The 24,117-nt window shown below is 64.2% G+C and carries 31 protein-coding genes and 1 pseudogene; 13 read left to right on the top strand and 19 right to left on the bottom strand.

Translation table 11 applies throughout. The features are described 5' to 3' along the window. Positions 1-28: 28 nt before the first annotated feature. The 6 genes from ACQY4K_RS19795 to ACQY4K_RS19770 all read right to left on the bottom strand — a co-directional run bounded on the left by ACQY4K_RS19795 (position 29) and on the right by ACQY4K_RS19770 (position 3,820). Complete coding sequence (locus ACQY4K_RS19795; protein ID WP_428391905.1) at positions 29-652, bottom strand: protein phosphatase CheZ; 624 nt, start codon at positions 650-652, stop codon at positions 29-31. Continuing rightward, a complete protein-coding gene (locus ACQY4K_RS19790) occupies positions 645-1,031 on the bottom strand; it encodes a chemotaxis response regulator CheY (protein ID WP_428391904.1) in 387 nt (128 codons plus the stop codon). The genes ACQY4K_RS19795 and ACQY4K_RS19790 overlap by 8 nt, the downstream gene beginning before the upstream one ends. A gap of 33 nt (positions 1,032-1,064) precedes the next feature. Further along, positions 1,065-1,553: a MotE family protein gene (locus tag ACQY4K_RS19785; RefSeq protein ID WP_428391903.1), complete on the bottom strand. Its 489-nt coding sequence runs from the start codon at positions 1,551-1,553 to the stop codon at positions 1,065-1,067. A gap of 182 nt (positions 1,554-1,735) precedes the next feature. Beyond that, positions 1,736-2,212 (bottom strand): DUF6468 domain-containing protein, encoded by a 477-nt coding sequence (locus ACQY4K_RS19780; RefSeq protein WP_428391902.1) that lies wholly within the window; start codon positions 2,210-2,212, stop codon positions 1,736-1,738. 13 nt (positions 2,213-2,225) lie between these two features. Then, the gene (fliM, locus tag ACQY4K_RS19775) at positions 2,226-3,317 is read right to left on the bottom strand and encodes a flagellar motor switch protein FliM (RefSeq protein ID WP_428391901.1); all 1,092 of its coding nucleotides are present in this window, start codon (positions 3,315-3,317) and stop codon (positions 2,226-2,228) included. Further along, positions 3,314-3,820, bottom strand: a complete 507-nt coding sequence (locus ACQY4K_RS19770) for a flagellar basal body-associated FliL family protein (protein ID WP_428391900.1) — start codon at positions 3,818-3,820, stop codon at positions 3,314-3,316. The genes fliM and ACQY4K_RS19770 overlap by 4 nt, the downstream gene beginning before the upstream one ends. A 173-nt stretch (positions 3,821-3,993) precedes the next feature. Between ACQY4K_RS19770 and flgF the strand changes: the two genes are divergently transcribed. From flgF to flgH, 4 genes are read left to right on the top strand one after another with little or no spacing between them, the layout of a single operon-like run. Next, the gene (gene flgF, locus ACQY4K_RS19765) at positions 3,994-4,734 is read left to right on the top strand and encodes a flagellar basal-body rod protein FlgF (RefSeq protein WP_428391899.1); all 741 of its coding nucleotides are present in this window, start codon (positions 3,994-3,996) and stop codon (positions 4,732-4,734) included. A 35-nt stretch (positions 4,735-4,769) separates the two neighbouring features. Further along, complete coding sequence (flgG, locus tag ACQY4K_RS19760; RefSeq protein WP_428391898.1) at positions 4,770-5,555, top strand: flagellar basal-body rod protein FlgG; 786 nt, start codon at positions 4,770-4,772, stop codon at positions 5,553-5,555. Beyond that, positions 5,552-6,589 (top strand): flagellar basal body P-ring formation chaperone FlgA, encoded by a 1,038-nt coding sequence (flgA, locus tag ACQY4K_RS19755; RefSeq protein ID WP_428391897.1) that lies wholly within the window; start codon positions 5,552-5,554, stop codon positions 6,587-6,589. The genes flgG and flgA overlap by 4 nt, the downstream gene beginning before the upstream one ends. Positions 6,590-6,603: 14 nt before the next feature. Next, positions 6,604-7,323 (top strand): flagellar basal body L-ring protein FlgH, encoded by a 720-nt coding sequence (gene flgH, locus ACQY4K_RS19750; RefSeq protein WP_428396232.1) that lies wholly within the window; start codon positions 6,604-6,606, stop codon positions 7,321-7,323. Positions 7,324-7,339: 16 nt separating this feature from the next. Here flgH and dksA read toward each other — a convergent pair whose 3' ends face one another. Beyond that, on the bottom strand, positions 7,340-7,753 hold the full coding sequence (dksA, locus tag ACQY4K_RS19745; protein ID WP_428396230.1) for an RNA polymerase-binding protein DksA: 414 nt from the start codon (positions 7,751-7,753) through the stop codon (positions 7,340-7,342). Between dksA and ACQY4K_RS19740 the strand changes: the two genes are divergently transcribed. Continuing rightward, entirely contained in the window at positions 7,746-7,868 is a 123-nt protein-coding gene (locus ACQY4K_RS19740) for a hypothetical protein (RefSeq protein WP_428391896.1), read from the top strand. The genes dksA and ACQY4K_RS19740 overlap by 8 nt on opposite strands. Before the next feature lie 39 nt (positions 7,869-7,907). On the opposite strand, the gene ACQY4K_RS19735 is transcribed toward ACQY4K_RS19740, so the two are convergent. Further along, on the bottom strand, positions 7,908-8,372 hold the full coding sequence (locus ACQY4K_RS19735; protein ID WP_428391895.1) for a flagellar assembly protein FliX: 465 nt from the start codon (positions 8,370-8,372) through the stop codon (positions 7,908-7,910). Between the two features lie 141 nt (positions 8,373-8,513). Between ACQY4K_RS19735 and ACQY4K_RS19730 the strand changes: the two genes are divergently transcribed. The 3 genes from ACQY4K_RS19730 to ACQY4K_RS19720 are packed head-to-tail and all read left to right on the top strand — an operon-like array spanning position 8,514 to position 10,299. Next, positions 8,514-9,617: a flagellar basal body P-ring protein FlgI gene (locus tag ACQY4K_RS19730; RefSeq protein ID WP_428391894.1), complete on the top strand. Its 1,104-nt coding sequence runs from the start codon at positions 8,514-8,516 to the stop codon at positions 9,615-9,617. Next, on the top strand, positions 9,614-9,919 hold the full coding sequence (locus ACQY4K_RS19725) for a rod-binding protein (RefSeq protein WP_428391893.1): 306 nt from the start codon (positions 9,614-9,616) through the stop codon (positions 9,917-9,919). The genes ACQY4K_RS19730 and ACQY4K_RS19725 overlap by 4 nt, the downstream gene beginning before the upstream one ends. Further along, the gene (locus tag ACQY4K_RS19720; RefSeq protein ID WP_428391892.1) at positions 9,916-10,299 is read left to right on the top strand and encodes a hypothetical protein; all 384 of its coding nucleotides are present in this window, start codon (positions 9,916-9,918) and stop codon (positions 10,297-10,299) included. Before ACQY4K_RS19725 ends, ACQY4K_RS19720 begins: the two co-directional genes overlap by 4 nt. Positions 10,300-10,330: 31 nt before the next feature. Here the strand turns inward: ACQY4K_RS19720 and ACQY4K_RS19715 are convergent, their stop codons facing one another. Together ACQY4K_RS19715 and panC are read right to left on the bottom strand one after the other, a co-directional pair. After that, complete coding sequence (locus ACQY4K_RS19715) at positions 10,331-11,149, bottom strand: hypothetical protein (protein ID WP_428391891.1); 819 nt, start codon at positions 11,147-11,149, stop codon at positions 10,331-10,333. Positions 11,150-11,428: 279 nt separating this feature from the next. Next, complete coding sequence (gene panC / locus ACQY4K_RS19710) at positions 11,429-12,289, bottom strand: pantoate--beta-alanine ligase (RefSeq protein WP_428391890.1); 861 nt, start codon at positions 12,287-12,289, stop codon at positions 11,429-11,431. 264 nt (positions 12,290-12,553) lie between these two features. Between panC and mtnA the strand changes: the two genes are divergently transcribed. Both mtnA and ACQY4K_RS19700 read left to right on the top strand, forming a co-directional pair. Next, on the top strand, positions 12,554-13,651 hold the full coding sequence (gene mtnA, locus ACQY4K_RS19705) for an S-methyl-5-thioribose-1-phosphate isomerase (protein ID WP_428391889.1): 1,098 nt from the start codon (positions 12,554-12,556) through the stop codon (positions 13,649-13,651). A 53-nt stretch (positions 13,652-13,704) separates the two neighbouring features. Then, a complete protein-coding gene (locus ACQY4K_RS19700) occupies positions 13,705-14,613 on the top strand; it encodes a DUF2272 domain-containing protein (RefSeq protein ID WP_428396228.1) in 909 nt (302 codons plus the stop codon). A 1-nt stretch (position 14,614) separates the two neighbouring features. Here ACQY4K_RS19700 and ACQY4K_RS19695 read toward each other — a convergent pair whose 3' ends face one another. Genes ACQY4K_RS19695 through ACQY4K_RS19685 form a run of 3 tightly spaced genes read right to left on the bottom strand, consistent with a single transcriptional unit; the run spans position 14,615 to position 17,120 of the window. After that, positions 14,615-15,022, bottom strand: coding sequence for a rhodanese-like domain-containing protein (locus ACQY4K_RS19695; protein WP_428391888.1), 408 nt, complete (start codon positions 15,020-15,022; stop codon positions 14,615-14,617). A gap of 22 nt (positions 15,023-15,044) precedes the next feature. Beyond that, positions 15,045-16,367, bottom strand: coding sequence for an MFS transporter (locus ACQY4K_RS19690; RefSeq protein WP_428391887.1), 1,323 nt, complete (start codon positions 16,365-16,367; stop codon positions 15,045-15,047). A gap of 9 nt (positions 16,368-16,376) precedes the next feature. Next, a complete protein-coding gene (locus ACQY4K_RS19685) occupies positions 16,377-17,120 on the bottom strand; it encodes a PRC-barrel domain-containing protein (RefSeq protein ID WP_428391886.1) in 744 nt (247 codons plus the stop codon). Positions 17,121-17,246: 126 nt separating this feature from the next. Here ACQY4K_RS19685 and ACQY4K_RS19680 point away from each other — a divergent pair, with 126 nt between their 5' ends. The 3 genes from ACQY4K_RS19680 (at position 17,247) to ACQY4K_RS19670 (ending at position 20,171) form a co-directional block, all read left to right on the top strand. After that, a complete protein-coding gene (locus tag ACQY4K_RS19680) occupies positions 17,247-17,990 on the top strand; it encodes an SDR family oxidoreductase (RefSeq protein WP_428391885.1) in 744 nt (247 codons plus the stop codon). Between the two features lie 83 nt (positions 17,991-18,073). Then, a complete protein-coding gene (locus ACQY4K_RS19675) occupies positions 18,074-18,793 on the top strand; it encodes a response regulator (protein WP_428391884.1) in 720 nt (239 codons plus the stop codon). Next, positions 18,777-20,171: an ATP-binding protein gene (locus ACQY4K_RS19670; RefSeq protein WP_428391883.1), complete on the top strand. Its 1,395-nt coding sequence runs from the start codon at positions 18,777-18,779 to the stop codon at positions 20,169-20,171. Before ACQY4K_RS19675 ends, ACQY4K_RS19670 begins: the two co-directional genes overlap by 17 nt. Before the next feature lie 211 nt (positions 20,172-20,382). Here ACQY4K_RS19670 and ACQY4K_RS19665 read toward each other — a convergent pair whose 3' ends face one another. The 6 genes and pseudogenes from ACQY4K_RS19665 to ACQY4K_RS19640 all read right to left on the bottom strand — a co-directional run bounded on the left by ACQY4K_RS19665 (position 20,383) and on the right by ACQY4K_RS19640 (position 24,114). Beyond that, on the bottom strand, positions 20,383-20,778 hold the full coding sequence (locus ACQY4K_RS19665) for a (R)-mandelonitrile lyase (protein WP_428391882.1): 396 nt from the start codon (positions 20,776-20,778) through the stop codon (positions 20,383-20,385). Between the two features lie 619 nt (positions 20,779-21,397). Next, positions 21,398-21,586 (bottom strand): annotated as a pseudogene (locus ACQY4K_RS19660) (CPBP family glutamic-type intramembrane protease); the annotation flags it as partial. Between the two features lie 15 nt (positions 21,587-21,601). Beyond that, positions 21,602-22,021, bottom strand: coding sequence for a hypothetical protein (locus ACQY4K_RS19655; protein WP_428391881.1), 420 nt, complete (start codon positions 22,019-22,021; stop codon positions 21,602-21,604). Positions 22,022-22,183: 162 nt separating this feature from the next. After that, positions 22,184-22,795 (bottom strand): DedA family protein, encoded by a 612-nt coding sequence (locus ACQY4K_RS19650; protein WP_428391880.1) that lies wholly within the window; start codon positions 22,793-22,795, stop codon positions 22,184-22,186. Positions 22,796-22,805: 10 nt separating this feature from the next. Next, positions 22,806-23,192, bottom strand: a complete 387-nt coding sequence (locus tag ACQY4K_RS19645) for a hypothetical protein (RefSeq protein WP_428391879.1) — start codon at positions 23,190-23,192, stop codon at positions 22,806-22,808. Between the two features lie 52 nt (positions 23,193-23,244). Further along, entirely contained in the window at positions 23,245-24,114 is an 870-nt protein-coding gene (locus ACQY4K_RS19640; RefSeq protein ID WP_428391878.1) for a 4-(cytidine 5'-diphospho)-2-C-methyl-D-erythritol kinase, read from the bottom strand. Between the last annotated feature and the right edge of the window lie 3 nt (positions 24,115-24,117).

The following is a 24,117-nucleotide window of genomic DNA, read 5'->3' as shown; positions in this document are numbered from 1 at the left end:
AAATCGAGTTGCACCATCCACCGGATTGTCAGTCGAAGCTTGCCAGAAGCCGGTCAATGTCCGACTGATCCATCGCACTCGCCGGAAGCTGTGGGCCGTTCAATAGGCTTTCCGCTTCTGCGACGGGTGCCACCTCCTCGCGCTCGATCGTGCTCCTGCCGAACGTCTCCACGATTCGTGCAATTGTCCGTTCGATTGTCTTGAGAGTACCGACCACCTTGGTTATCCGCTGGCCAGTAATGTCCTGGAAGCTGCACGACTCGTAGATCTTGACGGTTGCATCCTGAAGCGCCTGGGCGAGATCACCGTTGAGCGTTCCGGCCAAGGTATCCAGGGTTTCGCACGCCTCCAGGATCGACTCCGTCGCCGCGGCCGTATGGGATACGATCGCATCAAGCTCATCAGTGGCGCAGGGGATGTAGCTCGCGGTAATGTCATCCACCTTCAGCGCCGCAATTTCCTGTCGCGCCGTCGTTACCGCCTCGCCAAGAGTGCCGATCTCATACAGCAATGCCGTCTCTCGAAGGCTTATGTCGCCGGTCATGCTGCCGAGCACCGCCATGACGATGTCGGTCACCATGTCGGGCTGTCCTTGCGGATATCGCCCGCGCAGCTCTTGCAACCTCTTGGAGAGCGCCTCCGCGTCACGCATGGCAGAGAACCTTCTCGATCTTGTCTTTTAGTGTCTCGGCATTGAAAGGCTTGACGATGTAATTGGAAACACCAGCCTGTTTGGCCGCGATAACGTTCTCGATCTTGCTCTCGGCGGTAATCATGATGAACGGCAACGTCTTGAGCTTGGCGTCCTTTCGCACCTCCGTGAGAAGCTCAAGGCCGGTCATGGGCTGCATGTTCCAGTCGCTTATGACAAGACCGAAATGGCCTGTCTTGAGCTTGGACAGGGCCTCGGTCCCGTCGGTGGCCTCCTCGACATTGTTAAAGTCAATCTGCTTCAACAGATTGCGGATGATTCTCAACATCGTCTTATAATCATCGACGATCAAAACATTTATGGACTTGTCCATTGTCATGGGCTGGCTCCTCTAAAATACAGTACGAACGCGTCAGTTATTGGAGGCGACCGGGATCAGAAGATCCCGCCGCTGTCGCATCTCGGCGAGCATCTGCGTCGCCAGGCGTGCGCGTTCCGGCTGCATCCCTGCAAGCACGGCTGCCGCCTTCCTCACCTTCATTCTGTCCAGGACCTGCAGCAGGACATGCATGTCCAGAACATTGAAAATGGTAGCAGCGTCGCCCGGCTTCATTGCCTCGTAGACCTTAACCAGGCCCTGCCAGTCCCCCTCGCGGCGCTCCTTGCTCGATTTCTCGAGCGCATTGATCCGTGCCTGCAATGCGGCCAGGTGATCGATCTCGGCCTGCAGGCGGAGCTCGGTTGCCTCAAGTAACGCACTGCGTGCGTCGAGTGCATGTTCGCGAACGTCCAAAGCCTGGCGCCGCCTGCCGAGCTCCAAAAGCAGGACGCGCTCCTTCGCCCCGACATCGTGCCGGAACGCCGGCGTGACGGCGGCAATTCCGCTCACGACGATGGGCAAGGAGACCGCCGACGCAGGATGCGCGGGCGCAGGGTGAGCTTGGGCGCTCGCAGCCGGCGTCAACCCGAGTGCCGCACCGGCTTCGCTTGCAAACGTCGCGGCTCTTGCCGCCAGTAGCAACATCATGACCGCGATGGTCAGTGGCAGGATCCGTGGCGACGGAAGACGTGACATTGCCCTGGTCACCTTGCCATCCTGAGTGCGCGCAGCAGTTCCTTTTCGGCTTGGCTTCTCACCCGGCCGTCACCCTCTCGGCCTTCCGTAGGGACCGCCTGGAGTGCCGGACGAGCCCATGCTGTATTGGCCTGTGGCAGCGCCTCGGGCTCGCGTCCGGGCCGCGATTGCCTGATCATGTCGTCAAGCTGGTCGGCCAGCTTCTCACCGCGTTCCGTCAGGAACGAAAGGTCGTTCTTCAAAGCTTTCGCCTGTTCAACCTGACGGGTGATCTGCCGCCCGGCCCCGTCAGCCACCGTACGAAGTCGCTCGATCCCCGCTTCCGCCTGGCGCGTGCTTTCATTGAAGCCCGCGACCAGCTGTTCCAACGCAGCCCGGTCGCGCCGCAGGACTCCCAAGGCGCGCTCCAGCCGCAAGGCATGGAACAGCGTCATCACCAAGAGCCCGCTCAGCAGGATCTCCAGCCAGGACTCCATACCGCTCATGCTTTTACCTTTCTCAAACCCGCCGTTGCATTTGAATGTCAGCAGTGCCGTGCGGACGCCCGAGCACCTGGTCGATTCGAACCGCAATTTGGTTCTTGCGCCTTCCAACACGCCCCTCGAAGAGGGTGACCTGCCCGCAGCGGAGCTGCACCGGAGCATCCGGACCCTGGCGCAGCGTAAACTGATCGCCCGGCTTGAGGGCCAGGATGTCAGACAGCCGCATTGGTTGCTCGTCAAGAACGACTTCAAGATCGACCTCGGTACTCCACAGCTCTTCCGCCAGGTGGGTCTCCCAGATCGAGTCACGCCCGAACTTCTCACCCATGAACTGCTGGAGCAGGAGCTCCCTCACGGGCTCGAGCGTCGCATACGGCAACAGCAGGTCCAACCGGCCCCCGCGATCCTCCATGTCGATACGAAGCTTGGCCAGGACTGCCGCGTTCGAGAGGCGCGAGATTGCGGCAAAGCGCGAGTTCACCTCAAGACGCTCAAAGCGGAAGCTGATCGAACATAGCGGGTCAAAGCTCGCCGATAGGTCGGCAAGCACCACCCGGATCAGCCTTTCCACCAGCATACGCTCGATTGTCGTATAGGGGCGGCCTTCGATCCGCATTGCCGCCGTCCCGCGGCGTCCGCCCAGAAGCACGTCCACGATGGAGTAGATCATCGCGGAGTCTATGACCATAAGCCCATAATTCTCCCACTCGTCCGCCTTGAAAACCGCGAACATCGCCGGAAGCGGGACCGAATTGAGATAGTCACCGAAACGCAACGAGACGACATTATCGATCGACACCTCAACGTTATCGCTTGTAAAGTTTCGCAAGCTCGTGGACATGATCCGCACAAGCCTGTCAAAGACGATTTCGAGCATCGGCAGGCGTTCGTAGGATACCAAGCCCGAACTGATGATGCGGTCGATACCGCTCGCCGAAGCGTCCTCATCACTGCCATTCTCAAAGCCGAGCAGGGAGTCGATCTCTGCCTGATTGAGCACGCGAGCCGACTCTATCGGTTCCGCCACCGCGGCGGCGGCGCCACTCCCATCGTCATCGTCCAGGGTGGCACCCCAGGCCGCGGCCATATCCTCCTCGGTCTCACTCATTGGACGACCATTTCCAAAAAGAGAATGTCGAGCACCTGCACCGGGGCCGCGATGATGTCGATCCTGTTCATGAGGCCTTCCTTAAGGCGATAGGTACCCTCCCCACCGTGCACTTCCTCTGGCCGCATGCTTCGAATGTAGGTCTGGAACGCGTCGAGAATCGCCGGCATATCCGCTGCTATGACCGCCGCGTCAGCCGTTCCAGGGACTTCGATTTTCGCCTTCACCCGAATGAACACTGAGCGACGAGTGCCGCTATCTAGGTTTGTTACAATATCTGGGACAGCAACGAGAACAGGTCTTGCTTGAACTGCAGCTGTCTTTTGATGCCCAACGCCGCCGCCGCGGCCATGGCTCAGCAACCCGGAAAACCAAAGCGCCCCCACGACCGCCGCCAGGAGGAGAACACCGCCCGCACCCAGGATAAGTTTCAGCTTCCCACGTGCCTTCACTGGCTGCTTGGGCGCATCGTCTTCCAGGCTCGCCGCCGGTCCGCTCATCATGATACTCCCGCGGGATCCCCCCGGTCCGCTCGATCAAAGGCACTCACGCGAGCCCTCTCACCATGACACAAAGAGGTTAAGGACAAGTGACCGTGCCACGCGATATCGAGCTCGATTGGTAACCTTTTGGTAGGCTTTATGTTGCAGAATATCAACGTTCAAAGGGATGCGACATGGAGAACCCCACCTATATCGCGCTGTCGCGGCTGGATGCGCAGCAGCGCACCATGGATGTTATTGCAAACAATATCGCAAACGCGAATACGGTTGGTTACCAGGCGCAACGCGTGCTGTTCAGCGATTTCATGGTCCAACAGCAGGGTGTCAACACGCCGCCTGGCGGTGAAGCGCTGGCTTTTACCCAGGACCTCGCGACATATCGGGACCATTCCGCGGGAGCGCTGACGCACACGGGAAACCCGCTTGACCTGGCCCTTGGCGGCGACGGCTACTTTACCGTAATGACGCCGAACGGGCCGCGGCTGACCCGCGCCGGCCGCTTTGGGCTGCTGACTGATGGTACGATTGCCGATGCGTCGGGCAATGCGCTGCTCGATACGAGCGGCAGCCCGATCCAGCTCCCCGCCGGAGATAGCCGCATCCAGGTTGCCGCGGATGGCACGATCAGCGGTGAGAGCGGCAGGATAGGCAAGATCGGGGTGGTCGAGGTCTCCGATCAGAACAAAATGACCCCGGAAGGCGGCAAGCTCTATCGCAATGACGCGGCCACGCGTCAGGCGCCGAGACCGCAGGTGGTTGAAGGCGCCGTGGAGGAGAGCAACGTTCAGCCGATCTCCGAGCTGACACAGATGATGCAGACGGAACGCGAGTTTCAGTTCGTGACGCAGTTTGTCCAAAGCGAGTCTGACCGCCAGCAGAATACAATAGACAAGATGACGCAGCCGCAAAGTTAGTTGGGCATTCCCGTTTGTAGTCATAGGAGAAGAGAATGCGCGCACTTGACATCGCCAGCACCGGAATGCAGGCGCAACAAACGAATGTCGAAGTCATTTCGAATAATATAGCTAACATGACGACAACCGGATTCAAGCGACGGCGCGCGGAGTTCCAGGATCTCATCTATCAGAACCTCAGGCGCGTCGGGTCCAATAGTTCCGATAACGGTTCGGTTGTGCCTGCGGGCGCCCAGGTCGGACTTGGTGTCAAAACCGCGGCGATCTATCGGATCAGCGAGCAGGGAACACTGCAGCAGACGAGCAATTCGCTGGACCTGGCCATACAAGGCAACGGCTACTTCCAGGTGACGTTGCCGTCCGGCGACATCGCGTATACCAGGGACGGCACCTTCGCTCTTGCAGCCGATGGCACGATCGTCTCGTCAGACGGCTACCCGGTCGTACCCGGCATCGCCGTGCCTGCAAACGCGCAGAGCATCAGCATCAATGTCTCTGGCCAGGTGCAGGCCACGATTGCGGGTCAGGCAACACCACAGACCGTTGGCCAGCTCCAGCTTGCCGTGTTCCCCAACGAAGCCGGGCTCGACGCCCAAGGCGACAACCTGTTCCTGCAAACGGCAGCATCGGGCGCTCCGACGACAGGTGTACCGAGTTCGGCCGGCTTCGGAAGCGTCATGCAAGGGTTCGTCGAGGGCTCAAACGTCAACGTTGTCAGCGAAATCACCAACCTGATCACGGCGCAGCGCGCCTATGAGATGAACAGCAAGGTGATTACGACGGCGGACAACCTGATGCAGACGTTGACCAACCTGAAATGATGGGGGTCGGCCTACGCATGGCCTGCGTCATGGTCGCTCTGGCGCTTGGGCTGGCAGCATCAACGCAAGTCGCTGGCGCGGCACAGCCCAGGACGATCAGGGTCGTCACTTCGTCTACGGTCAATTTGTCAGACCTGTTTACAGGTTTGGAGCCGGGTCAGGATTGCGAGATCGGCCCAGGACCCGCGGCTGGCGGGCGCATCACCGTCGAACAGCCGCAACTCGCGGCCATAGCGGAGCAGTTCGGTGTCGAGTGGCAACCCGGCGTGGTTCCCGCGCAGGTCATCATCGAGCGCAAGGCACGCGTGGTGGACCATGACGCCGTCGTCGCCTTGATACGCAAGTCGCTTGGGCAGTCGCAGGCGCTGCACGATCCCGACGTCAACCTCAGCAGTGATGCGCCGATCATGGTCCCGGCTGAGATGACCGCGTCTCCGCAGGTGGAGACGATGGAGTACGATACCAACACCGGCCGCTTTGTAGCTGGCCTACTGTTGCAGGCGCCGGGGACGGACGCGGTCCATGTGCGCATCGCCGGAACAGCCATCGAGATGGTCGAGGTGCCGGTATTCACCCGCATTATGGGGACTGGCAGCATCGTCGCGGGGTCGGACCTGCAGCTTCAACGTTTGCGCAAGCGCCTGGTGGGGGACGGCACAGTGCTGGATGCCGAAAATGCAGTTGGGCTCGCTCTCAAGCGCCAGACGATGCCAGGGGTTCCTATTCTCATCAAGGACTTGGGACGACCGACATTGGTCTCGCGAGGCATGACGGTGCTGCTCAGGCTGGACGGGCCAGGGCTTGCGATCACAGCAAAGGGTGAAGCCATCGAGGCCGGCGGCTTGGGTGAGCGCATCCATGTTCTCAACATCACGTCACGCGCGATCCTGATGGCACAGGTCATCGCGCCCGGTGTCGTACAGGTCGATGCCCAAGGCGGCTCATCACGTGTCTCACCCCCCCGGTCAGGTCTGCCGCCGCTGTACAGTTTGGAGGCGACCCCGCCATCTGGCCAGAGGGGCTTCATGCAGTGAGACAAGTGCACGCCCTGTCGATCCTCCTGCTTGTACCTGGGCTGCTCCTGTCCGGTTGCGGCGCCCTTGACAGACTCTCGAACGTGGGCCGACCGCCCCCATTAACAAGAATCTCCGATCCGACCTTGGCGCGGGATTACCGACCTCTGACCATGCCGATGCCACCGCCACAACCGACGCCGCCAGAGTCCGCAAGCCTTTGGCGGCCGGGTAGTCGCGCCTTCTTTCGAGACCAGCGCGCGTCTCAGGTCGGCGACCTGCTCACGGTTCTGGTCGATATTACTGACAACGCCGACTTCGAGAACAACACCACGGCGACGCGGTCGGGATCAGAGTCGATGGGCATCCCCAACCTCTTTGGCATAAAGCAAAAAATCGTTGCAGCGGTGACCGGGGCGAACTCCTTGGCGACCAACAGTGCCAACAGCAATGTCGGGACCGGGTCGGTCAAGCGCAACGAGGCTGTGACCCTGCGGCTCGCCGGCATCATCACGCAGGTGATGCCGAACGGGAATTTCGTTGTTGCGGCGCGCCAAGAAGTGCGGGTTAATAGCGAACTCAGGGTTCTGCAGGTCAGCGGCATCGTCCGGCCACAGGACATTGCGAGCGACAACACGATCACCCACGACCGCATGGCGGAAGCCCGCATCTCCTATGGCGGCAAGGGCCAGCTCACGGATCTGCAGACGCCACGCTACGGACAGCAATTGCTTGATATCGCGCTTCCGTTCTGATGGATCCGGTGCACGGTCAGTCGTCCCGATGCACCTTTTCCATGCGTTCGTGACGCTCCTGCGCCTCGATGGAGAGCGTGGCAATCGGACGGGCCTCCAGTCGCTTCAGACCGATCGGCTCGCCGGTCTCCTCGCAAAAGCCGTAGCTCCCGTTCTCGATTCGGAGCAGAGCCAGACCGATCTTGGCAATCAGCTTGCGCGCCCGGTCGCGGGTGCGAAGCTCGAGCGCACGGTCCGTTTCCACGGTGGCGCGGTCGGTGATATCGGCCTCATGGATACCGCCTTCGGATAGACTGGCCAGGGTACCGTCTGCCTCCTTGAGCAGATCCGCCCGCCACCTCAACAGCTTGACCCGGAAATACTCCGACTGGACCGGATTCATGAACTCCTCGTCGTCAGACGGGCGGTAGTCCGGAGGCAAGGTGATCATCATCGCCGATCCTAAGACATGCTGTGGCCAGGACGAGGTCCCCGCCGGTTTTCACCCGATCAATCCCAAAGACCCGACGCAGGTCGCCCGCTTCGGCAATTTGCGCGGCTTATAGCCAGCGCCACCGCGGCCGCCAAGAGCGTATCGCGGAGCTTCACAATGCAGTCACGGAGGCATCGCGCGAAAGGCGGAGCACCTCGAGCTGAGCACGCAGGCGGATGGCGTGGAGCACCCGTGCCAGGTCGGGGTCCCGCGCGCTCGACGGGTCATCCAACAGGGCAGCCAACCGGTCCAGGCGCCCTTGCAGGCTGCCCGCCGTGAGCAGGTCGCGTTGCAGGTCGGCAAGTGCTGCCAAAATGTCCTGGCCGTGCCGCCGCGCCTCACGGTCGGCAGCGTCGCGGTCATCGTGCGCGAGACCTCGGCCAGTTGCCTCCTGCAGAGCCAGCATGCCGCTGGCACTGACCGGCTGGGAGCCACCACCACGCGAGAACGAAGCCGCCTGCGTTGCAAGCCCGGACTCGAGGGATACCCTGAAGTCGGGTCCGGTCGCATCGGAACGACGGGAGCTGCCGGAAGGCTCCGACGGTGGCGTGACAGCGGAGGCAGCGATGATCGTCACGTTAATCCTCGATTTGCAGCACGCCAACCAGGCGCGTCGCGGCAGATATCATTACGATGTCGTTCCTCTCGTTGACAGTTTATTCGTATATTGGTGCCTATGATCGGGTACCGCCCGCCTCCACGCTCATGACAGGACCTCATGCGCCCACTTCGCCTCATGATCGCACTGCTGATGCTGTGGGCCACCCTGCCTGCGCACGCGGAGGAGGTGCGGATCAAGGACATCACCGACGTGGAGGGGGTCAGAAGCAATCAGTTGATCGGCTACGGTCTCGTGGTCGGCCTGCATGGCACCGGCGACAAGCTAAACAACTCGCTGTTTACCCGGGAATCGCTGATCAGCATGCTGGAGCGGCTTGGCGTCAACATTCGCGATCAGGAAGCCAAGCTTCAGACCAAGGACATCGCGGCGGTGATGGTGACGGCCGACCTGCCGCCCTTCGCGCACAATGGAAGCCGCATCGATGTGACCATTTCCGCGGCCGGAGACGCGGATGACCTCTCCGGCGGCACGCTGCTGGTGACGCCACTGATGGCGGCGGACGGCGAGGTCTACGCCGTGGCGCAAGGCCAGCTCGTGACCAGCGCCTTCTCGGCAACCGGGGCGGCTGCCTCGGTCACACGCAACATTCCGACCAGCGCACGCATCGCCAACGGAGCCTCCGTCGAGCGTGAGGTCCCGGTGGATCTCAGCCGCAAGGCGGAGCTGCATTTGTCATTGCGCAATCCCGATCTCACGACCGCTGAACGGATCGCGTCGGTGATCAACGAGACGCTCGGTCCGGGCCTGGCACGTGCCTCGGACCCGAGGACGGTGACGCTCTCGGTCGTCAACCGTGATGCCATCAAGACGCTTGCTCAAGTCGAAGACCTGGTCGTCGTGCCTGACACACCTGCCGTCGTGGTTGTGGACGAGGCAAGCGGGACCATCGTCATGGGCGACAATGTCCGTATCAGTACGGTGGCCATCGCCCAGGGCAACCTGACGATACAGGTCGCGGAGACCCCCGAGGTCTCCCAGCCTGGACCCTTGTCGAACGGCAAGACCACCGTCGTCCCGCGCACCTCGATCAAGGTCGACACTCAAGCAGGCAAGCGTCTTGGCATCCTGACCGAGGGACCTAACCTGCGCGATCTGGTCAGCGGCCTGAACTCCCTCGGCGTCGGACCACGCGACATGATTAGCATCCTGCAGACCATCAAGGCTGCGGGGGCGCTGCAAGCCAACCTGGTAGTGCGATGACAGACGTAACGGCAGCTTCCAATATAATTCCAACACCTTCCATTACCGGCACGCCGGAAGGGGCTGCAAAGCTGTGGAAAGCAGCGCAGGATTTCGAGGCGATGGCGATAGGACAGCTCCTGCAGCCGATGTTTTCCACGGTCGATACGTCTGGAGGCATGTTCGGAGGCGGCGCAGGGGAAAAGAGCTTCCAGCCGATGTTGGTCACCGAAATGGCCAAGGAGGTCGAGAAGCATGGCGGCCTTGGTATGGCGCCCCCGATTTACCAGGAGATGCTGAAGATGCAGGAGAAGCGCCGGTGACCACGCTTCGAGCCGCCGCGAGTCGGCTTACTGACATACTGGAGCTTGAGAATCAGGCTTTGCGACAGCTCGACCTGCCGGCAGCCACATCGCTGCTCGCGGCCAAGCGAGCGGCGCTGGCTTCATTCGAACTTATCCAGGCGAGGCACCCGGCGCCCGCGCCGTCTGACCAGACGATATGGGAGGACTTGCGACGGCTTCGCGCTACGACGGCAGAAAACAAGACCCTGCTGGAGCGCGCGATGCGCGCACAGCAACATATCATGGCGCTCCTTGCGAGAGCGGCGCAACGGACGGGTCAAGCAGATCGTTACGGCGCCAAAGGGGGCTATGCCGGATACACCGCAGTTCACTCGTTCGCCCTGAGTGCACGAGCGTAGCAGGCCTGCACCTGTGCTTCAGCAGCGTTGTCTACTCGCCGCCGTCGAGATCCTGCTGCAAGGAAGACGGGTCCTGGCCGCGCGGCAGATCAGGGCTGTTGGTCGAGGTGCCAAAAGCCGAAGAAACCTTGGCGCGTCGGCCGCGTGGCTTGGATGTAGCCTTTTGGAGGGTTTCGGCGAGCTTTGGACGACCTGAGGATGCCGGCGCGCGGCGCATCCGGACCGCGGCTTGCGGCTTTGTGGCCTTGCTGAGCGTGCTACGTGCTTTGCGCGTGGCGGCTGCCGCGTTCGTCTTGCTTCCGTTGCGAACGATCGCAGGCTTTTGCGAAGGCATTGCCGCCGACGTCCGCGCCATCGACTTTTTGGCCTGCGACCTTATCGTGGTCTTTGGGCGTTGCGCGGGCGCCCTGCGCGGGGTCGCAGCAATAGCCTTCGCACGCGTCTTGTCGGGTGCCGCGCCGCGGGTAGACGGCTTGGCGAGTGTCGCCCTGCCGCGAGCAGGTGCTCCGGCAGCCTTGCGCACAATGGTGGCGCGAGTAGGCGCTTTACGCGCGGGGGCAGCTGTGCGGGCGGCTACCGCCTTTGCTCGTGTTGTCTGCTGCTTTACGGGACGAGCCGGCTTGGCCTTGGATGCCGCCCGTGCCGGCGACTTGCTCGTGGTGACGAGTTTGCTCGCCTTGCCAGCGCGCAGGGTCGGTGACTTGCTTACAGATGCCTTGGCTGCAGGCTTGCGCGCCAGCGGCTTTCCTGCGCGGACAGTACGGGAGGCAGCGGTGCGCCTGCCGCCCGACTTGACCGCCATTGCGCGGGACCGTCGTCCAGAATTCATCGTATCGTCTTCGCTACTCATGGCAGGATCCTTCCCTGAATTGCCGGATTTGGCGAAATGGTATCAAAATCGAACCCGCGTCAGGCTTAAAAGGAACTGCGCCAGCCGCGATCTACAGAGCTCATTGCGAGGTCACCTGCCGCTTGGGTTCAGCCGCGAATCGGTATGACGAAGCATCCAGGCCTATGACGCTATTCCGCAGTCGCCGTGCTTATGTCAATCAAAAGCAACCGTTACAGGAAAGTTCCGGCGCATTTTCATCTGGAACCTGCACGGATTGCGGCAACAAAGCGGCGTGGATCAGACAAAGCGACTTTTGATGGCCGGCGCCAGGGGGATGTTGTCGAGCAGACGGACGTCGCCGAGGCGCGCGGCGGCGATGAGACGTGCGCCGCCGGTGGGCCCGTCGATGGCGCTCAGGCTGGTCGCATCGACTAAGGCCAAGTAATCGACATCAAACCCTCGCAGAAGCAAATCCTCGCGCGCGGTGTTGAGGACCACCGACACGCAATCGCCTTGTGCGATGGCGGCGTCGGCACGCAGCAAGCCTTGATACAGCGCCGGCGCGCGTCGCCTGTCCTCGGCTGCCAGCAAGCGGTTGCGCGATGACATCGCCAAGCCATCGGCCTCACGCACCGTGGCGACACCCTCGATGGTAAGCGGAAGGAACAGCGCGCCCGCGACACTGCGTATGACCTGGAGCTGCTGCCAGTCCTTCTCGCCGAAAAAGGCAGATGCCGGCCCGATCTGGTTGAACAGCTTGGTGACGACTGTGGCGACGCCGTTGAAATGTCCAGGCCGGTGGGCGCCCTCCCATCCGCGCGCGGGACCATCCAAAGCAACCCTGACAGCATCGCCATCGGGATACATCGTCTCGGTCGTCGGCATCCATACGAGATCGCACCCGGCAGTCCGCAAGGCCTTCAGATCATCATCTTCGCTTCTTGGATAACGCGCGAGATCGTCGGCATCATTGAACTGGGTCGGGTTGATGAAAATCGACACGGCAATACGATCATGCCGCGCGCGCGCCGCTTCCAACAGCGAAAGATGCCCTTTATGCAAGGCGCCCATGGTGGGCACCAGCGCCAGCGTTTCACCGTTGTTGCACGTTGCAGCGCGGGCGCGTGTGAGGTCTTGCATGGTTCGGGCGACCAGCATGGCGGTCCTGCAGCCTTGGCTGATGCGGCTAGTGCACCAACCGACATGGAGTGTATCGCTCTGTCTCCATCGAAGGTGCCCTACCATATTAAATCAGTGCAGCTTTGAGCCAAACAGACCTATGAGGTCTGCTTTAGTCGCTACAATAGGTGCGCTCGGTGCGGATCAAACGCAAGATCGTGAGTGAACGGGGGTCGCGCTGCGTTACGGCTGACACGCACGCGCGAGCGCGATACCTGGGCTGACACCAAGGAGAGCGTTGAGATGAAGATCGATGGTGCGTCCTACCGCAGCGTCTGGGTGGATCCGAGGGATGGCTGGTCGGTACGGATCTTTGACCAGGCCAGACTGCCCTGGTCACTCGACATTCTCCGGCTGACCACGCGCGACCAGGTTGCGCACGCAATCAGCACGATGCAGGTGCGTGGCGCGCCCCTGATCGGTGCCGTCGCAGCCTACGGACTGGCACTTGCGTTGCGCACCGACAACAGCAGCGATGCGCTTGAACATGATGCGGAATTGCTGGCGCGCACGCGGCCGACGGCGGTCAATCTGCGCTGGGCGATCGAACGCATGCTGACCCGCCTGCGCAATACGCCGGCGGCCGAGCGCGTCCGCACCGCCTATGACGAGGCGGCCAGGATCTGTGATGAGGACGCAGCCCAGAATGCGGCAATCGGGCAGCACGGACTCCGCCTGATCGAGCAGGCGGCGTTAAACAAGACCGCAGGCGAACCCGTAAACGTGCTTACCCATTGCAACGCCGGCTGGCTGGCGACCGTTGACTGGGGAACCGCACTGGCGCCGATCTACGCAGCGCACGACAAGGCACTGCCCGTGCATGTATGGGTCGATGAGACTCGCCCACGCAACCAGGGTGCGGCACTGACCGCGTGGGAACTGGGCCATCACGGCGTGCCGCATACGATTATTCCCGACAATGCCGGAGGCCATCTCATGCAGCACAATCAGGTCGACCTGGTGATCGTCGGCACCGATTGCGTCACCCGCACGGGCGATGTCGCCAACAAGATCGGAACCTATCTCAAGGCGCTGGCCGCGCATGACAACACTGTGCCGTTCTGGGTCGGTCTGCCCTCGACGACGATAGATTGGCGCTTGCGCGACGGCGTGCGCGACATCGAAATCGAACAGCGCGGCGCCGAGGAAGTCACGCACATGACCGGCCGCTTGCCTGACGGCGCACTCGCCACCGTGCAGGTGACGCCGGACGGCAGCGCTAGCGCCAATCCGGCGTTCGACGTCACCCCGGCGCGCCTGGTCACCGGCCTCATCACCGAGCGTGGCTGCTGCAATGCGAATGAGGCGGGGCTTGCAGGGTTGTTCCCGGATCTTGCATGACAATGTGGCATGAAGGCGGGCAGGCATGAACGCAGGATCGGTTCTTGAGCGGAATGGCGACGCGGGCGACGGCGAGCAGGACCGGATCGCGTGGTCCGGCGGTCGCGTTTGCCTTACTCGCTCTTCCTCTCCTCGCGGGCTGCGCGCCAGGAACCTCGCCGGTCACGCGCACACCGGTCGCTCAGTATCGCAATGCACAGGGTCCCACCGCTCTGGATCAGCATGTACCGGCGTTCGTCACCGGCGGCTTTGAGCCGTTCAACCGCACCGACACGATCGCGATTGCGATGCGCGAATGGCGGCTGTTCGGCGCGCCGGTTGATGACGACGACCCGGAGCAGCGGCCCGACCCCGCATCCGCCAGCGTCAAGCCCGAGCGCCTCCCCGGTCTTTGGGAGCGTATTGGAGAATATTGGTGGATTGGCCAAGACCCCGACGAGCACGAGGTCGCCTGGACCGGCAAGCATGGTGAAGGTGGGCGCCCGTTCAATTTTACCAATGATGGGCAGTACGCCTGGTCGGCGGCGTTCATTTCGTATGTAATGCGCGTTGGCGGTGCCGGCGCGCGATTTCCATATTCACCCAACCACGCGACCTACATCAATGCCGCGGCCGCGGGCAAGGTGGCGATCCTGCGTGCCCGCGACCCGGCCAGCACCGCGCCCGGTCTGGGCGACCTGATCTGCGCGGGCCGCGGCTCCAGCCGGGTGATTGCCTTTCATAACCTGCCGACCCGCGACCTGTTTCCGGCGCATTGCGGGCTGGTGGTGGCGGCCGCTGCAAACCAGATCAGCATCATCGGCGGCAATGTCGATGACGCGGTGACCCTGACGCATGTGCCGACAGGCCCGACGGGCTTGCTGACCGACCAGAATGGCACGCTCTACGACACACGCTATTCCTGGTGCGTCGTGTTACAGGTGCTCTACGACGCCGATAGCGAGCCCGCCGCCGACGAATAAGTCAGCCCTGGCGCCAGTCGAGCCCGCTCGCCTTCCAGCCGGCGACATTGCCACGGTGCCCCTTCGAGTCAGGCGGCCCTTCGAAGCCGTCGGCGACATTGTAGGCCGCGCGGTATCCCGCCTCGCGCGCGGCCTGTGCGGCAGCCAGGCTGCGCGCGCCGCTGCGGCAGATGAAGTAGAGCGCATGCGCCTCGGTCAGACCTGACGCGCCGAGCTGTTCGACGAAGTCGCGGTTGACGGCGCCGCTCGGAGCCTGCCAGGAGATCAGCAGCACACGCTTGTCCAGCGCCGAAATCTCCGGCAGGCCGACATAGGTCCATTCCGCATTGGTGCGCACATCGATCAGCTGCGCATCCGGGTTTTCGGCAAGTGCCTGCCAAACCTCCGACGGGGCGACATCTTCGACCATGCTGCGATCCTCCTCTTGTGCGTCAATGGGGCAAACTGGGGGGCAAACTGGCGCCCGACTTCCAAAAGCGCAAACCGGCTCGGGTTGCGTCCCTCCGGCTGCGATGCCGCGGGCTGGTGTCGCCGAACAGCAGCCAGACCATCAGCACGCAGACCGCCCCTGCCCCAGCCAGCATCAGAAAACTCAGCGGCACCGAGCGGTCGGCGACGAAGCCGGCCAGGGTCGTGCTCAAGCTGGCGCCGATGCCCACGGCAAGTCCGAAGAAGCCCATGCACAGGTTGAAGCGGCCGGTCCCGCGGGTCAGGTCGGCGGTGATCAGCGGCAGCATGACCTGGAAGGTGGCGCCGCTGACCCCGTCGAGCAGTTGCGACGCCATGATCAGCCACGGATTGCTGGTGCTGGCGAGCAACAGGCCGCGAATCGGCAGCGCCGCGAAGCCGACCAGCATGATCGGACGACGGCCGATGGTCTCGGCGAGCCTGCCAACCTGCGGCGAGATCGCGGCGAGCACGAGTTGCGGCAACAGCACGCAGGCGGCGATGATCAGCTCCGCCCATTGCGGTGATTCCTTGGTGATCTCGCCGGCCGCGAGCGGCAGCATCGCGGCGTTGGCCAGGAAGAACAACGCCGCACACACCGCGAACGCGGCGAGCCTGCGGTCGCGCAGCAGCACCAGGACGCTGTGCGAAGCGGCCACGGTCGTGCCCTGCTCCTCCCCTGCCGGATCGGCGGCGGCGGCGGCATCGGCAAGGCCGGGCGGCGGACGTTTGATCGCAGCCAAGGCGAACAGTCCCGGCACCGCCAGCACAGCACCCAGAAAGAAGGTGGCGCTGGCTGAGACCAGATAACCCGCGCCCCCCATCAGCCCGGCCGCCACGGCATTGCCGATCGAGGCGAAGCTGGCATTGCGACCAATCCGACGGCCGAGCTCGCCCGTGGCGGTGCCGCCTTCCGCGATCCGGGCGGCAACCACCCCGAGCGTGATCGCGGCAATGGCGGGATTGAGCATGCAGCTGGCAAAGCCATGCAGGATCTCGGCAGCCATCACCGGCAGGCGCTGCGGGAACAGCACCAGCAGCAGGCAAGAGGCGATAACCGCGATGATAGCGATGAAGGCGGCGAGATGCTTGTTGGTGAGCGCGTCGACCGCCGCACCCGCCGGCACCTGGCTGATGATCGCGGTGATAGAGCCGGCACTCAGTGCCAGCCCGATCTCGCCCTGCGTCCAATGCTCGCCGGTCAGATAGACCGCGATGAACGGCCCGAAGGCCGTCTGCAGGTTGGCAACGAAGAAGTTGAGCCAGTCCAGACCCTGCTGGCTGTTCATCCGGATGGAAGGACGCACCAGGCGATCTCAGTCGGGATTCAGGCTGTCGGCCGGCGCTGCTGTGGTGTTCGAGAGCGGACCCAGATCCTCGCCGAGATCGACCCGCGTCTGCGCGGGCGGAGCGTTGGCGGCGACCGCTGCCACCGACCCCTGCACCACGGTCACCATATGTGACCCGTCATAAGCGGGCGCCGCCTTGATCTGCGCATCGCTGAACGGGATCTGCAATGCATCGCCGGGTTTACGCCCGGACAATGCGAAGCGTTCCCAGTCGATGGCGATGCGCCGGTTGCCCATCCCCATGAAACCGCCGACATCGACCACCAGTGCCGTGGGCTGCCCCTTGGCATCGACGAGCACGTCGACGACATGCCCGATCTCGCGTTTCTCGCGGCCGGTCACACTGCGGTCGATCAGGCCGAACAGCTTGAGCTTGGTCGTACGCAGGGTCGCCGCCTTCTGGCCGGCATCGTTCAGGCCGGGGCCCGGTTTGGGCGCCACCTTCCGCAGCGGCTTGGGACTGGCGGTGGACGGCGTTGTGGTGGCGTTGGCGGCTGTGGCACTGGTAGGCGAGGCGCTGGCAGTCGGGGCATTAGCAGTCGGGGCGTTGGCGGATTGCAACGACGGCTTTGGCGCCGGTGTCGCCGCCGGCGTCAGCGGGATCGGCTTTGCCGGCGGCGGCGCGGCACGCAGCCCCGTCGCCGGCAGGAGGCCGAACAGAAGTGCAAGCAGCCCCGCCGCGTGGCGATGGCAAATGGGCATGGGCGACATGACGGCCTCCTGGAGGCGCGATCTTCCGCGCCCCGCGCGGCCGCGGCAAGCAGGCATCCGGCGCTGACCGAACGCGCGGGCTGTCGCCACGTTGATCCACCGATTCGTATCGGAGCGCCATACTCCATGTCCGCACCCTGTTGCGCACTCGTCACCGGGGCAGCTCACGGCATCGGCCGGGCGATCACCTGTCGCCTGCTGAGTGACGGCTGGCGCGTCTTCGCCCTCGACACCGACGCGGACGGCCTCGCCAGCCTGCCGCGCGACGCCGCGGAAGCGCTTGAGACAATCGTCGGCGATGTGTCCACTCCGGCGGGGGTGGCGGCGGCCATGGAACGCATCGCGGCCCGCGGCGACCGGCTCGACGCCCTGGTCAGCAATGCCGGCATCATGATCCGCAAGCCGATCGAGCACCTCTCGCCGGAGGAGTGGAACCGGGTGGTCGCCACCAATCTGACCGCGACCTTCCTGCTGGCGCGCGCCGCCCGCGCCTGTCTTGCCGCGAACGACGGCAGCGGGGATGCCGGCGGCGCCATAGTCACCATCGCCTCCACCCGCGCGCATATGTCCGAACCCGACACCGAGAGCTATGCCGCCTCCAAGGGCGGGCTGCTGGCCCTCACCCACGCGCTGGCCGTCAGCCTGGGCCCCGCGATCCGCGTCAACTGCATCAGCCCGGGCTGGATCGACGTCGCCGGCGAGCCGCTCCGCCCCGAGGATCACGCCCAGCATCCGGCCGGCAGGGTCGGCACCGCCGGCGACGTCGCGGCACTGGCGGCCTGGCTGCTCGGACCGGAGAGCCGCTTCGTCACCGGCGCCGAGTTCATCGTCGATGGCGGCATAACCCGCAGGATGATCTATGCCGAGTAGCATAATGGCTGTTACAATCGGTATTGAAACGGAGTGCTACGCGCCCTGCCCAAGGCGCGCACACAGGCCTAATTTGTCCAGACATGGAGACCTTGCCGCATATCCTGATCGTCGATGACGACCGCGAAATCCGCGACCTGCTGGCGCGCTTTCTCGAGCGTAACCGCTTCCGCGTGACCGCGGCCCGGGACGGGCGCGAGGCGCGTCGTGCCTGGAGTGCGGGTCACTACCAGCTCGTCGTGCTCGACCTGATGCTGCCTGGCGAAAGCGGCCTCGACATCGCCCGCTGGCTGCGTAGTCAAGGCCGGGTGCCGATCATCATGCTGACCGCAATGGGCGACGAGACCGACCGTATCATCGGCCTTGAGCTCGGTGCCGACGACTACCTGCCCAAGCCGTTCAATCCGCGCGAGCTGCTGGCCCGCATGCGTGCGGTCATGCGCCGCACCGCGGACCAGGACGAACGCAGCGCCGACACCGACAGCCGGGTGCTGCGCTTCGCCGGCTGGGTGCTGGATACAACGCGGCGGCGCCTGCTCAATCCGGACGCAGTCGAGGTGCCGCTCACCGGCGGCGAGTACGAGCTGCTGGTCGCCCTTCTCGACCGCGCGAACCGGGTGCTGACCCGCGACATGCTGCTTGACCTGCTGCGCGGTCGTCAGGCAGGGCCGTTCGACCGCGCCATCGACGTCGCCATCAGCCGGCTGCGTCGCAAGCTCGAGGATGACGGACGCAACGCCCAGGTCATCAAGACCGTTCGCGGCGGCGGCTACGTTCTGGCGGCGGATGTCGAACGGGTCTAGGCCGCGCATCTGGCGACACCTTTGGCCGCGCAGTCTCTGGCCGCGTAGCCTGGCGGCACGCACCGCGCTGGTGCTGCTCGCGGGTCTTGCGGTCGTGCAATTGGCCGGGCTTGCCATCCACGCCATGGACCGGATCGCCATCGACCGGACGGAGATCGAGCGCGCCGCCGGCATCCGGGTCGCGGGGATTTATCGCTCGATCGCGGAGACCGATCCTGACGAGCGCGACGCGGAAGCGGCGCGCATGAAACTGCCTCCGGGCTTTCACCTTACCCTGACACCAGGCCCCGACATTGGCGTGGTCAATCCGGTGCCGCCGCATATGCAGCGCACCCTGCGGGTCACCATGCAGATGGTGCCGCTGCCGTCGCGTATGCGCCCGACGCACGTGCATATCGGCGGCCAGTGGTTCGAGCGCAAATATGTCGTCTCGCTGCATTTGCCCGACGAGGGGCGCTGGGTCACCGTCGCCTTTCGTCTGTCGCGGCCAAACCTGCTCGCCTCGCCCACCTTCCCGATCGCGTTCACCCTGATGATCGTCGCCACCGGGCTGCTGACGCTGTGGTCGGTGCGCCGCCTGACGGAGCCGGTGCGAACCCTCGCCGCCGCCGCCGAGGCGCTCGGCCGCGACGTCAACGCGCCGCCGCTGCCGGAGGACGGACCGCTGGAGGTCGCCACCGCGGCGGTCGCATTCAACACCATGGCGAGCCGGATACGCCGCTTCGTGACCGACCGGACGCTGCTGCTGACCGCGATCGGGCACGATCTGCGCACACCGATTACGCGGCTGAAGCTGCGCGCCGAATTCATCGACGACGACGAGCTGCGACGCAAATTCATCGCCGACCTCGATGAGCTGGAGGCAATGGTGTCCGCCACCCTGGCGTTCGGACGCGACAGCGCCAACCGCGAGCCGATGGTCCAGCTCGACCTCGCGGCCCTGATGCGCACCATTCTCGACGAGGCGATCGAGGGGCGCCCGGAGATGGCCCGCCAGATCGGCTTTGCCGAGGACCCACCACCCGTCCCAATCCGAGCGCGCGCGATGGCGCTCAAGCGGGCGCTGTCCAACCTTGTCGGCAATGCCATCGCCTATGGCGGCGACGCCCAGGTGACGATACGGCCGCCGAACGACAGCCCGGACGGGCGCTTCGTCGCGGTGCTGGTCGAGGATAACGGCCACGGCCTGCAGCACCCTGACCTCGATCGCGTGTTCGAGCCGTTCGTCCGCCTGGAGACCAGCCGCAACCGGGAGACCGGCGGCACCGGCCTCGGCTTGTCGATCGCCCGCAACATCGTGCGCGGCCATGGCGGCGACATCGTGCTGACAAATCGCCAGCCGCACGGCCTGCGCGCGACGGTGACGCTGCTGGCGTAGCCCTGGAACCAGGCCCCATGCCGATGATCGAACGCCTGTCCACCATACAGCGGAACCGGTGTCATACCTTGATGGTCCTTTGCGTGGTCAACCTGCTGGCCACCAAAAGCTGGATCGCGTCCTATCCCAACTTCTCGGAGCTGTTCCCGACATCGCTGCGCGCCAGCGGCCGCATCCCCTGCGTGACACCGCGCGAGGCGACACGCCAGACTCAGCGCCGGTATTGCGCGTCGCTGACATGCTCCATCCAGTCCGCGGGGGAGCCGTTGAGCTTCTCCTGGATAGCAATGTGGCTCATCGCCGTCGTGTCAGAGGCGCCGTGCCAGTGCTTTTCGCGAGGGCCGAACCAGACAACGTCGCCGGGGCGGATCTCCTCCACCGGCCCACCATCCCTCTGCACCCAGCCGCACCCGGCGGTCACGATCAGGATCTGTCCAAGCGGATGCGTGTGCCAAGCCGTACGCGCGCCGGGCTCGAACGTGACCAGGGCGGCTACCGCCCGCGCCGGCTCGGGCGGGCTGCTCAGCGGATCAATGCGAACGGTGCCGGTGAACCAGTCCGCCGGCCCCTTGCCGGATGGCTGGCTGCCTGCTCGCTTGATCTCCATCGCCTGAATCTCCCTTCGCTTGCGTGAGCCCAGCTTCGTTTTTTTCGGTCAGCCCGGTGATCGACTCCAACATTATCCGAGATCCACATTTCCGTAAGCAGTGTCGCGTCAGACAGGCCTGTAGACGCTCGATAGCGCGCCCTTGAGCTTGACGGTGCCGCACAACTGGCAACGCCGAGGCAGACCATGAACATCGGCTGCCAGCGTCCGACGAGGGTCGCGACAGCTGTTTCGGGTGCAGCGTGCCGCCCGCGCACATCGCTGTAGTCGATCATCTCAACGGCTTCGTTGATCGGTGCCGCGGGGATCCGCAACAGCGTCGCCGAAGCGACGATCACATCGTGCGCGTGCAGATGCTGAACGCCGGTATTGGTATCTACTTATCCAGATCTGCCGAGAATTCTTCCCGAAATCGCTCTTGCGCCGCTGCCTTTATGGCTTGCGGTGCACCGGGAGATCCGATCGGCGCCGAGAATACGGATCGTCCATGACTTTCTTGCAGCAGAAACTGCAACAACGTGGCGATAGTCGCCCGGGACCCTAATCAGTGAGCCAAGCCGGAGCTGGTGCCGAGCGTGCAATGAACTGCTCGATCTGAAGACGCGAGTGTGACCCGCGGTTAAAAGAGCAATACCGAGTTTCCGAAATTATGCAGCAGGACCGGAAAGAGCAGGCTTTTGGTGCGGAGCCTGAGCCAGACGGCATTGAAAGAAGGCAGCGCCGTCATGGCCATCGTCGTGGCGTCGAACGAGAACCCGCCATGCGCGTAGCCGAACGCGTGTCCCAGACCGAACAGACCGCAGGATAGGACAGAACCCCAACCTCAGTCGGCACCCAGCAAACGAACTCGACCGCGAAATGCCTGGTCCAAAGCCAGGAAAAGGACCCCGCGATAAAAGGGTTCTTCCTCCAGGCCGGGCATCGTGAGCTGGAAAGCCACCTCGTCCGATGTCGTATGACCGCCTGGAAAGAACAGGGCGATCAGCGAAAAGAGCGCGCAATAAGCCACCATGGCGATTGTTGCCGGCCTGAGGCTGCCCTCTGCCTGGGTCAATGTCAGTCCGACGCGCCGCCACCCGAACCCCGGGAGAGCCGCGATGCAAAGCGTTGCCGTCAAGGCAAGCAGCTTGCCTTGCCAGTTCCACACGCTTCCGACGAACACGTTCGGGAGCTGGCCGAAGCCGAAGGTGATTAGGAACTGGTGCAACGCCATAATCGCCGCCGCGACCAGCAGCCAGGCCATGGCAAACCGGCTTCGATCGGCCAGCCCGATGATGCTTCCCGTTGCGAGAAGAAGCATCAGGGTTGCTACGGTCTCTACGAGGCTGTCCATGCTATGCCGTTCGAAGCTACCCGAACGGCCTGGCATGGTCGGGGCTGCCGGCAAGAGCCAGGAGCCTCCCGCTCAGGCACGTTGGCCTCGCCACTTGTGCCAGACAAACCAGCCCACCGCGGCCACCAGCGCCACTGCCACGACGATATGGAACTCTCCCATCACCGCGCGCAGCCGCGGGTCGCTCTCCCAGCGCCGACCCAACGCCGCGCCGATTGCCGCCAGCGCGTAGCACCAGACCAGCGACCCGACGAAGGTGTAGAGCTGGAAGGGCAGTTGCCGCATCCGCCCGATCCCGGCCGGTAAGGCGATGAAGGTGCGCACCACCGGCAGCACCCTGGCGATCAGCACCGCCGGCGTGCCGAACCGCGCAAAGAAGCGCTCCGCCGTGCGCAGGTCGGCGGCATCGAGAAGCACCCAGCGCCCGTAACGCTCGATGAGCGGCCTGCCACCGGCAGCACCCACCCAATAGGCCAGCGTCGAGCCGATATTGCAGCCGAGGGCCCCCGCCAATGCCACCGCCCACAGGCTGAAGCGTCCGGTGGAGACGAGGTAGCCGGCGAACGGCATGATGATCTCCGAGGGCAGCGGAATGCAGGCACTCTCGATCGCCATCAGGGCAGCGACCCCGCCATAGCCGGCGGCCGAGATCGCGGCCGTGATCCAGGCCGCCAGATGTCCCATCAAGTCCGTATCAGCTCGGTTTGCCGCCGGCGTGGCTATGCACCATGCCCAGATGCACGCTCAGCGCCCGCACCACCTTCTCGACCGATGCCGCCGGCAGCACCATCCCGACCGGACCATAGGCGGGATGCTGGAAAGCGATCACCGAGCCTTCGGTCATCGCCTCGGGCTGCACCACCCATTGCGTCTTGAACACCGGCGTGAAATGCGCGCCCTCGATGGGCGGCACCGGCAGGTTCTGCACCATCTTCGCGCGCGCCTGGCCGAGCCCGAAGATCAGTTGCGAGATCTGGTCCAGGGTCAGCGTGATCTCGCCATCGAGGCCACTGCCCGGCAGCAGCGCCAGGCTGGCACTCTGCCCGTCGCTGGAGACGGAGACCCGCATGCGTGCGCTCAAGACTGCCTCTCCCGGCTCGCTTGGATGCACCTTAAGGTAAAGCCTGGCTGCTTCAAACCTGATCCTGTTCGGGGGCGCAGCCTCCCGCCCATACCCACCAGGCGTCGGGCCGCTCGGCGGCGCCCACCGCCCGGCGCGCCGCGTCGGCATCGTCGAACAGACCAAAGCAGGTCGCTCCCGAGCCGCTCATGCGTGCGAAACGGCATCCCGGCAGCGCCCGCAGCCAGTCAAGCACGCCGTCGATGGCGGGACACAGCCGACGCGCCGCGGGTTCGAGATCGTTGCTCAGGCCGGCGAGGCTCGCCGCCAGGGCCCGCGCATCGTCCCAGCCGCGCGGCAAGGTCGCGGCGGGGCGAAAGCCCGGATCGCGCGCCCGGAACACCGCCGGAGTCGCCACCGCCTCGCCGCAGTTCACCAGCACCAGGCCGAGACGATCAGGCAAGCTCGGCGCTTCGAGCAGGATCTCGCCCACGCCCTGCATGCGGGTGGGACGGCCGGCGAGGCAGACCGGCACGTCCGCGCCGAGCGACGCGGCGAGACGGTGCAGGGCCTCAGTGTCGATATCGTCACGCGCCCAGAACCTACGCAACAGGCGCAACGCCGCCGCGGCATCCGCCGAGCCGCCGCCGATCCCAGAGGCCACCGGCAGTTGCTTGTCCAACGTCAGGTGCGCACCGGGTCCCGCCGCCGTGCCGCGCAGACGGGTAGCGGCGCGGAGCACCAAGTTGTCGGCGGCGTCAGGCTGCAGGGCAGCGGCGAACGGGCCGCTCAGCGATAGCCGCAGCGCCGGGTCGGGCACCACGCTGAGGCGGTCCGCCGCACCCGCGAACACCACCAGGCTGTCCAGCAGATGATAGCCGTCGTCGCGTCGGCCGACGACATGCAGATACAGGTTGATCTTGGCGGCGGCGGCTTCCCTCATGGC

This window comes from Lichenicoccus sp. (assembly GCF_965276875.1).
GTDB lineage: Bacteria > Pseudomonadota > Alphaproteobacteria > Acetobacterales > Acetobacteraceae > Lichenicoccus.
Note: the sequence above shows the minus strand (reverse complement) of the source record. Positions and strands in the feature narration are given on the sequence as shown.